This window comes from Allobosea sp. Leaf344 (assembly GCF_001426225.1).
Taxonomy (GTDB): domain Bacteria; phylum Pseudomonadota; class Alphaproteobacteria; order Rhizobiales; family Beijerinckiaceae; genus Allobosea.
This window is the reverse complement of record NZ_LMRT01000014.1, coordinates 1,040,156-1,052,577: the sequence shown is the minus strand read 5'-3', so window position 1 is coordinate 1,052,577 and position 12,422 is coordinate 1,040,156. Positions and strand designations below refer to the sequence as shown.

Annotated in this window: 12 protein-coding genes; 9 read left to right on the top strand and 3 right to left on the bottom strand. The window is 69.6% G+C overall.

Features of this window, described 5'->3' with window-relative positions; all coding sequences use genetic code 11:
* Positions 1–31 precede the first annotated feature (31 nt).
* From lipB to ASG72_RS16810, 6 genes are all read left to right on the top strand, one after another.
* The gene (lipB, locus tag ASG72_RS16835) at positions 32–706 is read left to right on the top strand and encodes a lipoyl(octanoyl) transferase LipB (RefSeq protein WP_056714924.1); all 675 of its coding nucleotides are present in this window, start codon (positions 32–34) and stop codon (positions 704–706) included.
* 69 nt (positions 707–775) lie between these two features.
* Complete coding sequence (locus ASG72_RS16830) at positions 776–2,383, top strand: carboxyl transferase domain-containing protein (RefSeq protein WP_056714414.1); 1,608 nt, start codon at positions 776–778, stop codon at positions 2,381–2,383.
* 90 nt (positions 2,384–2,473) lie between these two features.
* Entirely contained in the window at positions 2,474–2,911 is a 438-nt protein-coding gene (locus tag ASG72_RS16825) for a pyridoxamine 5'-phosphate oxidase family protein (RefSeq protein WP_056714411.1), read from the top strand.
* A 167-nt stretch (positions 2,912–3,078) separates the two neighbouring features.
* Positions 3,079–3,840: an SDR family oxidoreductase gene (locus ASG72_RS16820; protein ID WP_056714408.1), complete on the top strand. Its 762-nt coding sequence runs from the start codon at positions 3,079–3,081 to the stop codon at positions 3,838–3,840.
* A gap of 89 nt (positions 3,841–3,929) precedes the next feature.
* A complete protein-coding gene (locus tag ASG72_RS16815) occupies positions 3,930–4,583 on the top strand; it encodes a cation transporter (RefSeq protein WP_156396009.1) in 654 nt (217 codons plus the stop codon).
* A gap of 96 nt (positions 4,584–4,679) precedes the next feature.
* Complete coding sequence (locus tag ASG72_RS16810) at positions 4,680–6,665, top strand: acetyl-CoA carboxylase biotin carboxylase subunit (RefSeq protein WP_056714398.1); 1,986 nt, start codon at positions 4,680–4,682, stop codon at positions 6,663–6,665.
* 27 nt (positions 6,666–6,692) lie between these two features.
* Here ASG72_RS16810 and ASG72_RS16805 read toward each other — a convergent pair whose 3' ends face one another.
* On the bottom strand, positions 6,693–7,475 hold the full coding sequence (locus tag ASG72_RS16805) for an SDR family oxidoreductase (RefSeq protein ID WP_056714394.1): 783 nt from the start codon (positions 7,473–7,475) through the stop codon (positions 6,693–6,695).
* A gap of 159 nt (positions 7,476–7,634) precedes the next feature.
* Between ASG72_RS16805 and ASG72_RS16800 the strand changes: the two genes are divergently transcribed.
* Positions 7,635–8,072, top strand: a complete 438-nt coding sequence (locus tag ASG72_RS16800; protein ID WP_056714392.1) for a DUF1489 family protein — start codon at positions 7,635–7,637, stop codon at positions 8,070–8,072.
* Between the two features lie 12 nt (positions 8,073–8,084).
* On the opposite strand, the gene panC is transcribed toward ASG72_RS16800, so the two are convergent.
* Positions 8,085–8,933: a pantoate--beta-alanine ligase gene (panC, locus tag ASG72_RS16795; protein ID WP_056714389.1), complete on the bottom strand. Its 849-nt coding sequence runs from the start codon at positions 8,931–8,933 to the stop codon at positions 8,085–8,087.
* A gap of 85 nt (positions 8,934–9,018) precedes the next feature.
* Between panC and ASG72_RS16790 the strand changes: the two genes are divergently transcribed.
* Both ASG72_RS16790 and ASG72_RS16785 read left to right on the top strand, forming a co-directional pair.
* A complete protein-coding gene (locus ASG72_RS16790) occupies positions 9,019–9,768 on the top strand; it encodes a hypothetical protein (RefSeq protein WP_056714385.1) in 750 nt (249 codons plus the stop codon).
* On the top strand, positions 9,765–10,475 hold the full coding sequence (locus tag ASG72_RS16785) for a hypothetical protein (protein ID WP_056714383.1): 711 nt from the start codon (positions 9,765–9,767) through the stop codon (positions 10,473–10,475). Before ASG72_RS16790 ends, ASG72_RS16785 begins: the two co-directional genes overlap by 4 nt.
* Before the next feature lie 64 nt (positions 10,476–10,539).
* On the opposite strand, the gene ASG72_RS16780 is transcribed toward ASG72_RS16785, so the two are convergent.
* The gene (locus tag ASG72_RS16780) at positions 10,540–12,204 is read right to left on the bottom strand and encodes an SPOR domain-containing protein (protein ID WP_056714380.1); all 1,665 of its coding nucleotides are present in this window, start codon (positions 12,202–12,204) and stop codon (positions 10,540–10,542) included.
* Positions 12,205–12,422 lie beyond the last annotated feature (218 nt).

Below are 12,422 nucleotides of genomic sequence, written 5' to 3'. Positions count from 1 at the left end.
CAAGGTGAAGACGCGCGAGACGCTGGCCGAAATGTTCTGGCCGCAGCCCGGCTCCGAGCCGGTCGAATGGGTCGTGGAGCCGGGCCTCACGGGCTATGAGGCGGCCGTGGCCGAGATGGAGCGCCGGGCGGCGCTGATCGCAGACGGCCTGGCCGCGGAACGCGTCTGGTTGGTCGAGCATCCGCCGCTCTATACGGCGGGGACCTCGGCGCGGGACGAGGATCTGGTCGCGCCGGAGCGTTTCCCCGTGCATCGCAGCGGCCGGGGCGGGCAGTTCACCTATCACGGGCCGGGGCAGCGCGTGGCCTATGTCATGCTCGATCTGAAGCGGCGCGATCCGGATCTCCGGCGCTTCGTCGCGGCCCTGGAAGCCTGGCTGATCGGCACGCTGGCGGCGATGAACATCCGCGGCGAGCGGCGCGAGGACCGGGTCGGCGTCTGGGTGCGGCGGCCCGACAAGGGCGAGGGCGCTGAGGACAAGATCGCCGCGATCGGCATTCGCGTCCGGCGCTGGGTCTCGTTCCACGGCATCTCGCTGAATGTCGAGCCCGATCTCGGGCATTTCGACGGCATCGTCCCCTGCGGGGTCAGCGACCAGGGCATGACCTCGCTGGTCGATCTCGGCCTGCCGATCACCATGCCGGAGGTGGATGCGGTGCTGCGGGCGCAGTTCGAGCGCATCTTTGGGCCCACCGTCTTGGCATGAGCCCCTGTTGGCAGCGCCGGGGCGGCGGTCCATAACCCTGCGCAAACGGGTTGCAGCAAAGGGCGCGACATGCCGGTCATCGAGAGCAAGGTCGATCTGACATCGGCCGACATCCAGGCGAATGCGGCGGCCTGGGCCGGGCTGCGGGCCGAGCTGGAGGAGCGCCGTGCCGTCGCCGCGCGCGGCGGGAACGCCAGATCGCGCGAGCGCCACACCGCGCGGGGCAAGCTGCTGCCGCGCGAGCGGGTGCTGCGCCTTCTCGATCCGGGCTCGGCCTTCCTCGAGATCGGCGCGCTCGCCGCCTTCGGCCTCTATGAGGGGGATGTCCATGGTGCCGGCATGATCGCCGGCATCGGCCGCGTCGCCGGGCGCGAATGCATGATCGTCTGCAACGATGCGACGATCAAGGGCGGCACCTATTACCCAATGACGGTGAAGAAGCATCTGCGGGCGCAGGAAATCGCCCGCGAGAACCGGCTGCCCTGCATCTATCTCGTCGATTCCGGCGGGGCCAACCTGCCGCACCAGACCGAGGTGTTTCCCGATCGCGAGCATTTCGGCCGGATCTTCTACAATCAGGCGACGCTCTCGGCCGAGGGCATCCCGCAAATCGCGGTGGTGATGGGCTCCTGCACCGCCGGCGGAGCCTATGTGCCGGCGATGTCGGACGAGACCGTCATCGTGCGCCGGCAGGGCACGATCTTCCTCGGCGGCCCGCCTCTGGTGAAGGCGGCGACGGGCGAGGTGGTCAGCGCCGAGGATCTGGGCGGGGCCGACGTCCATGCCAGGCTCTCCGGCGTCGCCGACCATTATGCCGGCGACGACACCCATGCGCTGGCGATCGCCCGGCGGATCGCCGCCAATCTCAACAGCGTCAAGCAGCCGGAGCTCGACATCGCCGAGCCGGTCGAACCGCTCTATCCGGTGGAGGAGCTGGAGGCGGTCGTCCCGACCGATCTCAAGAAGCAATACGACATCCGGGAAGTGATCGCCCGGCTGGTCGACGGCTCGGAATTCGACGAGTTCAAGAAGCTCTACGGCACGACGCTGATCACCGGCTTCGCCCGGCTGCACGGCATGCCGATCGGCATCATCGCCAATAACGGCATTCTCTTCTCGGAGAGCGCGCTCAAGGGCGCGCATTTCATCGAGCTCTGCTGCCAGCGGCGGATCCCGCTGCTCTTCCTGCAGAACATCACCGGCTTCATGGTCGGCCGTGATTTCGAGACGCGCGGCATCGCCAAGGACGGGGCCAAGCTGGTCACCGCGGTCGCCTCGGCCCGGGTGCCGAAGATCACGCTGCTGGTCGGCGGCTCCTTCGGCGCCGGCAATTACGGGATGTGCGGCCGGGCCTATTCGCCGCGCTTCCTGTTCACCTGGCCGAATTCGCGGATTTCGGTGATGGGCGGCGAGCAGGCGGCGAGCGTGCTCGCCACGGTGCGCCGCGACAATATTGAGGGCGACGGCCAGAGCTGGTCGGCCGAGGAGGAGGAGGCGTTCAAGGCGCCGATCCGCTCGAAATACGAGGAGGAGGGCTCGCCCTACCATGCCACCGCCCGGCTCTGGGACGATGGCATCATCCTGCCATCCGAGACCCGGCGCGTGCTGGCGCTCGCCTTTTCCGCCTGCCTCAACGCCGAGATCCCGGCGACGCGCTTCGGCGTCTTCCGCATGTGAGGCGGCGCCGGCCTGCGGAACCGAAAGCCGCCTGCGGCATTCGGTTGGGACGCGCGACGGCGAGCGTCGCCTCCAGCCCCAGGACCAGCCATGGCCGATATGAGCCTCAGCGACATCTCCGAGGAGATGCGCGACATCGATTTCTGCATGCTGTCGACGAAGAGCGAGACCGGCGGGCTCGCCGGCCGCCCGATGAGCAATAATCGCGACGTCGATTACGACGGCGATTCCTGGTTCTTCGCCTATGAATCGGCGCGGTTCATCGCCGAGATCGGCCGGGATCCGCATGTCGGCCTCGGATTCTCCGGCGCCAAGAGCCTGCTGGGCAAGCCCGGCATCTTCATCCACATCGCCGGGCGCGCACAGGTAATCCGCGACAAGGCCGCCTTCGCCGAGCATTGGGTGGAGGATCTCGAGCGTTGGTTCCCGCAGGGGATCGAGACGCCCGGCATGGTGATGCTGAAGGTCAGCGCCGAGCGCATCCATTACTGGGACGGCGAGGAGAGCGGCGAAGTCCCGCTGCGGTGATTAGGGCAGCGTCGGCGCAGCCCGCCCGCGCCGGCGCGCGCATGATGTCCTGCGGCGAGCAAGGCCGCACTGCGCTGGCGGCTGTTCAGCCTGCGGCGGGCGCTGCTATGGTCGTCCCGTTATTTCAAACGGTTTAGGCAAAAGCCGATCACCAACGAGGACAACGCATGGCTGGGCACAACAAGGTCGCTATCATCACCGGCGCGGGATCGGGCGTCGGCCGCGCGGTGGCGCTGCACTTCCTGAAGGACGGCTATCGCACCGTGCTGGCCGGGCGCCGGGCCGAGGCGCTGGAGGAAACGATCGGCCTGTCCGGCGCGGCGGCGGGCCAGGCGCTGGCGGTGCCGACCGACGTGACCGACCAGGGATCGGTGCAGGCGCTGTTCGCGCGGACCAAGGAGGCCTTCGGCCGGCTCGACGTGCTGTTCAACAATGCCGGCGTCAACGCGCCAGGCTCGATCATGCTGGAGGATCTCTCGCTCGCGCAGTGGCAGGCGGTGGTGAACACCAACCTCACCGGGCCCTTCCTGTGTACGCAGGAGGCGTTCAAGATCATGAAGGCGCAGGAGCCGCGCGGCGGCCGCATCATCAACAACGGCTCGATCTCGGCCTATGCGCCGCGTCCGAACTCCGTCGCCTATACCGCGACCAAGCACGCCATCACCGGCCTGACCAAGACCTCCTCGCTGGACGGGCGCAAATACGACATCGCGGTCGGCCAGATCGATATCGGCAACGCGCTGACCGAGATGGCGCAGCGCATGACGCAGGGCGTGCAGCAGGCCGATGGCTCGATCAAGGTCGAGGCGGTGATGGATGTGAACCATGTCGCCACCTCGGTGCTGCACATGGCCAGCCTGCCGATCGAAGCCAATGTGCAGTTCATGACGGTGATGGCCTCGAAAATGCCGTTCGTCGGCCGCGGCTGAAGGCTCCCGCGGCGCTCCCGCCGGGCGATTCCCGGCGGGGTGCATCAGTGGCGGCTCTTTGCCGATCTCCCCGTGCAGGAAGGATGGCCGTGTCGGCAGGCGAACAGGACCGGGCGGATGCCGCCGAGACGACGCCGTCACCGGCGATGGCGCGCGCCTATGTCGTGACGATCTGGGGCATCGCGCTCGGCATCCTGGTCTTCGCCATCGGCGTCGTGCTGGTGGCGCTGTCGCTGGGCAATCAGCAACTGTTCAAGGATGGCGTCGACTGGGTCTACGACGTCATCCTCTACGGCATCGCCGCGCTGGTCTTCGGGCGGGACGCGCGGGCCGAGAAGCTGGCGGCGCTCGCCATCGGCTCGGTGATGGCGCTGGCGGGGCTGCATACGCTCTACGACCTCTGGGCCAAGATCCTCAATCCGCGCCCGATCGAGATCTGGGCGCTGGGCTTTTCCGCCGCCAGCGCCGTCGCCATCGCCCTGCTGATCGTCGGCCTGCTCTGGCGCTTCCGGGGCGAGGAAAATCCGGTGATCCGCGCGACCTGGCTCTCCAGCCGCAACGACGTGATCTCGACCACGGGCTTCGCGCTGCTGGGGCTGGTCGCGCGGGTCGCCCCCGTGCGCTGGCCCGAATATGTCTTCGATCTGCTGGTGGCGGGGCTCTGCTTCCAGGCGAGCTGGGCGATCTGGCGCTCCGTGCGCCGCGACCGGCGCGCCGGGCCCGTCCTGCCCGAGCCGGCCTGACCCTCGGGAGAGCCGCGCAATCCGGTTTGCGCAAGAAGGCCGCGACAGCCCGCGCCGTCCCGCTATAAGGACGAGGATCGGGTCAGGATCGCCGCCATGTCGCTCGTCGCCAAACTCCCTTCCATCCTCATCGCCAATCGCGGCGAGATCGCCTGCCGCGTAATCAGGACCGCGCGGCGGTTGGGGATGCGCACCATCGCCGTGCATTCCGACGCCGACAGCGAAGCGCTGTTCGTCCAGATGGCGGATGAGGCCTGGCGCATCGGGCCCGCTCCGGCGCGGGAGAGCTATCTCGACGCCGAGACCATCCTCGCCGTCGCGCGGGAATCGGGCGCGTCCTGCATCCATCCCGGCTATGGCTTCCTCTCCGAGAATGCCGATTTCGCCGAGGCCTGTGCGCAGGCCGGCATCGTCTTCGTCGGCCCGCCGGCCTCGGCGATCCGCGCCATGGGCCTGAAGGACGCCGCCAAGGCGCTGGTCGAGACGGCCGCTGTGCCGGTGGTGCCGGGCTATCACGGCGCCGAGCAGGGCGTCGAATTCCTGTCGGAGGCGGCGGCGCGCATCGGCTATCCCGTGCTGATCAAGGCGGTCGCCGGCGGCGGCGGCAAGGGCATGAAGAAGGTCGATCGGCCGGAGGATTTCGCCGAGGCGCTGGCCAGCGCCCAGCGCGAAGGCCAGAGCGCCTTCGGCGATGCCCGCGTGCTGGTCGAGAAATACGTGCTGAGCCCGCGCCATGTCGAAATCCAGGTGTTCGGGGACAGCCATGGCAATGTCGTGCATCTGTTCGAGCGCGACTGCTCGCTGCAGCGCCGTCACCAGAAGGTCATCGAGGAAGCGCCGGCGCCGGGCATGACGCCGGAGGTGCGGGAAGCGATGGGCAGGGCCGCGACCGAGGCGGCGCGGGCCGTCGGCTATGTCGGGGCCGGGACGGTGGAGTTCATCGCCGATGGGCGCGACGGGCTGCGGCCGGACCGCTTCTACTTCATGGAGATGAACACGCGGCTGCAGGTCGAGCATCCCGTCACGGAGGCGATCACCGGGCTCGATCTGGTGGAGCTGCAGCTGCGTGTGGCGGCGGGGGAGCCGCTCGGCTTCGAACAGGCGGACGTCACCGCGACCGGCCATGCGGTGGAGGCCCGCCTCTATGCGGAGGATCCGGAGAAGGGCTTCCTGCCCTCGACGGGCAAGCTCTGGGCGCTGCAGTTTCCGGAAGGCGAGGGCATCCGCATCGATACCGGCGTCGAGGCCGGGGATGTGGTGACGCCGTTCTACGATCCGATGATCGCCAAGGTGATCTGCCACGCGCCGACGCGCGACGAGGCGCTCGACCGGCTGGCGCAGGCGCTTTCGCAGACCGTGGTGGCCGGTCCGCGCACCAATCTCGCCTTTCTGAAGAAGCTGGCGGAGGCGGAGGGCTTCCGCAGCGGGCCCTTCGATACCGGCTTCATCGACCGCAACATCACAGCGCTCGGCGCAGAGCCGCAGCCGCTCGACGCGGCGGCGGTCGCAGCCGCCGCCCTGCAGCTCGAGGAGGAGCGGCAGGCGGCCGGGTCGGCGGAAGCGTTCTCGCGCGGATCGGCCGAGGCGCGCTCGCCCTGGGCCGTCGCCGACGGCTTCGCGCTGATGCCGCAGCCGGCGCTCGGATTGCCGCTGCTGATCGATGGCGAGCGGTTCGACGCGCGGATCGAATGGAGCGAGGACGGTGCGCGGGTGACGCTGCCGGGGCACGAGATCGCGGAGGGCGAGCATGAGATCGCGCTGGCCCGGGCCGAGCGCGGCACCTATCTCGCGCTGCATCGCGGCCGGCAGACGGCAGTGGCGCTGTTCGATCCCTTCGCCGTGGATCTCGATGCCGCGGCGGGCGGCGGCGGCGTCGTCAAGGCGCCGATGCACGGCAAGCTGATCGCGCTGTTCGTCGCGCCGGGCGATGCCGTGGTGAAGGGCCAGCGCCTCGCCATCGTCGAGGCGATGAAGATGGAGCATGTCCTGACCGCGCCGCGCGACGGGACGGTGAGCGAGGTCGCGGGCGTGCCGGGCGGGCAGGTCGCGGAAGGCGCCCGGGTGGTGGTGCTGGGGGAATAGGCGGAGCACTTCGCGAGCCCCGCGCGTTCAGCTCTCGGCCATCCGGTTGCGCCCGATCAGCGGATATTGCTCGACCTCGTAGATCTGGCCGGAGACGGGCGCGCTCTCCTCCGACAGCCAGAAGGCGGTGTGAGCGGCGATCTCGGCCGGCTGCATGATCTGGCCGCTGGGGGCGAAGAGCGGCGAGACCTCGTGCTGCCAGCCGGGCTTGCGCCCTTCCTTCTGCTGCGTCGCATCCTCATTGGCGGTGAAGGTCCAGCCGACATTGAGGCAGTTCACGCGGATCCGTTCGGGCGCGAGCGCATCGGCGAGGTTGCGCGTCATCGTGGTCAGCGCCCCCTTCGACATGGAATAGACCGTGAGATCGGCCTGGCCGCAGAGGGCGTTGATCGAACCGATCACCACGATCGCGCCCGGCGATCCTTGCAGGCGGAAGGCGCGGATCGCCGCCTCGGCACCGAGCAGCGGCGCCCGCGTGTTCACCGCGAAGACCTTGTCGAAGAACTCCGCGGTGGTCTCGCCGAGCACGCCGCGCGGATAGATCCCGGCATTGGCGACCAGGCCGTCGATCCGGCCGAAGGCCGCCACCGTCGCATCGACCAGGGCCTGCGCGGTCGCAGGCTCCATCAGGTCCCCGGTCGCGCCCGCCGAAGCCGCGCCGAGCGTCCGGCAGGCGGCGTCGACCTCGCCTTGGTCACGCCCATGGATCAGCACCCGGGCGCCGTCCGCCCCCAGCCGCTCGGCGATGGCGTAGCCGATGCCGGCCGTCGAGCCGGTGACCAGGATGGCCTTGCCTGCCAATCCGCGCATGAAATCCTCCCTTGCTCCGGTCCGCCCGATTCCCGGCCCGGGACCGACACATAGCAGGCGCCGCCCGGGCGGACCCATCGCCGCCTGCGCACCCTCGCGATTGTGGAGAAACGCCGCAGGTGCTGGCCGGGTTGCCTGTTCCGGGCTAGGTTCGGCGCCATGCCTCTCCATCTGCTCAAGCTCTGTGTCGGTGCCGAATCGATTCGCGACCTGGAAGAGTGGATCGAGGAGCAGATGCTGCAGCGCCGCCGGCTCGGACGGCCGCAGGAGCAGACCCATACCACGCGGATGGTGCCGAAGCGGGTGGACGAGCTCGTCGCGGACGGCTCGCTGTTCTGGGTGATCAAGGGCCAGGTCTCGGCGCGGCAGCGCCTGCTCGCCGTGCGCCCCTTCACCGATGGCGACGGCATCGGGCGCTGTCATCTCGTGCTGGAGCCCATTGTGGTGCCGGTGGAACCGCGCCCCTGCCGTCCGTTCCAGGGCTGGCGCTATCTCGCCGAGGCCGAGCGGCCCCGCGACATCGCCCAGAGCGGCGAGGGCTTCGGCCTGATGCCGGAAGCGTTGCGCCGGGAACTCGCCGAGCTCGGCCTGCTCTAGCTCCCGCGCCGTTCAGACCGGGATATTGTCGATCAGCCGTGTCGCGCCCAGCCGCGCCGCGACCAGCAGCCGCACCGGCCCGTCCGCCAGCCCGGTGACCGGCGCCAGCGTCTCGGCATGGCGCGCCTCGAGATAATCGAGCTCGAACCCCGCGCCGATGATCTCGCCCTGCGCCTCGCCGACCGCCTGGAACAGCGGCTCGCCATTGCGCAGCCGTGCCGCCAGCCGTTGCATCACCTGATGCAGCAGGGGCGCCAGCGCCCTGTCCTGCGCCGAGAGATAGCGGTTGCGCGACGAGAGAGCGAGCCCGTCCGCCTCGCGCACCGTCGCCAGCGGGATGATGGTGATGCCGAGATCGAGATCCCGCGCCATGCGGGTGACGACCTTGAGCTGCTGATAATCCTTCTCGCCGAAGACGGCGCAATCGGCGCGGCTCTGGGTGAACAGCTTGCAGCAGATCGTCGCGACGCCTTCGAAATGGGTGGGGCGGAAACGGTCGTCGAGGCCGACGGCGGCCGGGCCGAGCAGCAGGATGCGCGTCGCGAAGCCCTGCGGATACATTTCCTCCACCGACGGGAAGAACACCGCATCGGCATTCGCCTCGGAGAGCATCGCGCAATCGCTCTCGAAGGTACGGGGATATTTCTTGAAATCCTCATGCGGCGCGAATTGCGTGGGATTGACGAAGATCGAGACGACGACGCGGCGCGCATGGCGCTGCGCCTCGCGCACCAGCGCGATATGGCCCTCGTGCAGCGCCCCCATCGTCGGCACCAGCGCCACCCTTTCGCCCACTCCGTGCCAGCCCGCGACGGCCTGCCTGAGGGCGGCGACGGTTTCAACGATTGCGACGCCCGGCATGATGCGGCCTCCTCTACGGTGGCGGGGTAGCAAATGCCGGGGCGATGGCCAATATCAGAGCGATGACGAAGGTGCATTCGAGGCGATGAGCGACAGATCCGACCGTGCCGTGGACAGGGTGAGGGCGACGCAGGCCAGCGTCCCCGCGGGGAAGTCCGCGCCCGGCGAGATCGAGCGCTTTCTCGGCGCGGCGAAGCAATTGGCGCCGCTGGCCACCGGCCAGGCCGGGCGGCTGGTTTTCGCGCTCGACGCGACGATGAGCCGCCAGCCGACCTGGGACCTCGCCTGCTCGCTCCAGGCGCGGATGTTCGAGGTCGCCGCCGGGAGCGGCGGCCTGGCGGTGCAACTCGTCTATTTCCGCGGGATGATGGAATGCCGCGCCTCCGGCTGGGTCGGCGAGCCGCAACGCCTCACCGGGCTGATGAGCCGGATCGCCTGCGAGGGCGGACAGACGCAGATCCACCGCGTGCTGAAGCATATCCGCGACGAGGCGGCGACGGTGCCGATCCGCGCCTTCGTGCTGGTCGGGGATGCGATGGAGGAGAATGTCGACGCGCTGGCGGCCCTGGCGGGGGAGCTGGGCCTGCGCGGGATTCGCGGCTTCCTGTTCCAGGAGGGCCATGATCCCGCGGCGAGCGCGGCCTTCGCCATGATGGCGCGCCTGACGGGCGGGGCGCATGCGCGCTTCGACGTGCACGCCCCGGCCTCGCTGCTGGAGCTGCTGCGCGGCGCGGCGGCCTATGCCAGCGGCGGGCGCGAGGCGCTGCAGCGGCTGGCCGATGCCAGCCCCGGGGCGAGGGGCCTGCTCACGGCGATGGATGGGGGCAAGCGGTGAGCCTGCTGTACGGGGTGGCGGTCCTGATCCTGATCTGGTGGCTGTCGAAGCTGTTCGCGAGCGCCAATCCCAAAATGCTGGCCAAGGCGGTGAAGACCGGGGGCGGGGTCCTGTCCCTGGGCGTGGCGGCGTTGCTGATGCTGCGCGGCCGGCTCGACATGGCGATGCTGATGGGCGGGCTCGGAACCTGGCTGCTCGGCTGGAGCGCCGTCGGTCCCGGCGGCCTGCGCTGGCCCTGGGACGGCGCGGCGGCGACCCCCGGCGCGCGCTCGAAGGTCAATTCGGATTGGCTGGCCATGGAGCTGGACCATGACAGCGGCGGCATGACCGGCGCGGTCCGGCAGGGCGCCTTCGCCGGGCGGGAATTGGACAGCCTGACGATGACCGAGATCAAGGTCCTGCTGCGCGAGCTGCTGGCGCAGGACCAGGACGGGGCGCGGCTGCTAGAGGCTTATCTCGACCGCCGGACGCCCGGCTGGCGTGAAGACGCAGATCGTCACCGCGACGCGGGGCAGGGCGGCGCGCCGGGCCCTGGCGCGATGTCGCAGCAGGAGGCCTACGAGATCCTGGGGCTTCAGCCGGGGGCGGGCGAGCAGGCGGTCCGCGAGGCCCACCGGACCCTGATGAAGCGCATCCACCCGGATGCCGGGGGCAGTGGCTGGCTTGCCGCCCGCGTCAACCAGGCCAAGGACGTCCTTCTTCAGTGAGGAGAGCGGCTGGTTCAGGGTGTGGGAATGGGACGACATGATCGAGTTCTCCTATCCCTGACGATCAGCTGCGGGTGGCGAAGCAGGCGAAGCCGTCGCGCTTCAACCGGGCGCAGGCGTTATTCGCGTCCTTGGAGTCGTCGAAGCCGGCGAAACGGGCGCGGAAAAGGGTGGAGCCGCCCTTCTCGACCTTCTCGGTGAAGCCCGAGGCATCGGCCAGCGGACCGGCGGCCTTGGCACGGGCCCGCGCCAGGATCTCCTTGGCTTTCGCTTCGTCATCGGTGGCGCCGAGCTGGATCACCCATTTGCCGGCGGCGACCAGAGCGGCGGACCGCGACTCCGCCTTCTCGGCCTGGGGCTTTTCGGCGGCCTGCTTCTCGGGAGCGGCTTTGGCGATCGCGGTCACCGGGGCGGGCTCGGCGCGAACGGCAGCGACCGGGCGGGTCTCGGCGGCAGGCTCGGGGAGCTTGGCGATCGAGGAGGTGACGTCGACATTCGCCGGCGGGCGCAGCACCTTGCCATCGGCGGCGGGCGCGCCGATCGACCAGCGCATCGCCGAGGGGGTGGTGGTGGTGGCGGCGACGGGGCGCATGTTGGAGAGCTGCAGCGGCGGCGCGTTGACGCCGACCGGGCGCGGCGGAGCGACAGGCGTGGTGGTCGGCGCATAGGCGCGGGCCGCGGCCGGAAGCGGAGCCTCCTGCTCGAATTGCGGGCGCGGCACGGGGCGGGGCGCCGGCTCGGGCAGAGCGGCGACCTGCGCGGCGGGCTGCACAGGCGCTGCGACCGGCGCCGGGGCACGGCGCGGTGCCTCGGGCTCCGGCGCCTCCGCCACCAGGGTCGAGGCGCGGCCCGAGGTCGCGGCCTTGGGCAAGGTCGCGACGACGAGATCGGCCATGATCCGGTCGCGCTGCGCGCCGGAGCGGCCGCCGAGCACGATCGAGACGATGTGGCGGCCCTCGGACTTGGCCGAGGTCATCAGGTTGAAGCCCGACAGCCGGGTGTAGCCGGTCTTGATCCCGTCGACGCCCTCGACCCGGCCGAGCAGCTTGTTGTGGTTGCGGTAGGAGCCGCCGGCGAAGTTGAAGGCGCGGGCCGAGAACATCGGATAATAGCGCGGGAAACGCTCCTGGATGGCGCGGGCCAGGATCGTCAGATCGCGCGCCGTGGTGATGTTCGGCGGGCTGTGGGGCAGGCCATGGGGGTTGTAGAAGGCGGTGCGGCTCATGCCCAGCGCGCGGGCGCGGGCCGTCATCATCCTGGCGAACTCGTCCTCGGAGCCCGCGACGTTCTCGGCGATGGCGACGGCGACGTCATTGGCCGATTTGGTGATCAGCGCCATGATGGCGTCGCGCACCTCGATCGTCTCGCCCGGCTTGAAGCCGATCTTGGACGGGGCCTGGCGGGCCGCATAGGACGAGACGGTGAATTCCGAATCCATCGAGAAGCGGCCGCGCTCGAGCTGTTCGAACAGCAGATAGAGCGTCATCACCTTTGTGATCGAGGCCGGGATGCGCGGCGCATCCTCATTGACCGCGTGCAGGGTGCGGCCCGTGCGGGCATCCACCACCATGGCGGCGTAGGGCGGGGAATAGCCACCGGCGGCCGGGCGCTTCTTCTTGCGCGCCGCTTCCGCGGGAGAGGCCGCGCTCAGCGCCACCGCCACGATGCCGATCAGGCCGACGACCGCGCGAAGCCGCGCGCGCCGGGAACCAACGCAACCAAAAACCATGAACTCGCCTCAACCCCAGAACTCACGTCCCCTGTCCCTCGGCCCGCAACGGCGTGGCGCGGAGGACACAGTGAGGGAGGTTAGGCCGACGCGGTTACGGACCCGTTAAGCCCGTAAAATTTGAACGCTCGGGTTCCGGAATGCCGCAGCGCAATGTGCCCTTGACATTCATTGTGCGCTGCACAATATGAGGGCGGTCCCGGTGATGACAGGCTCAT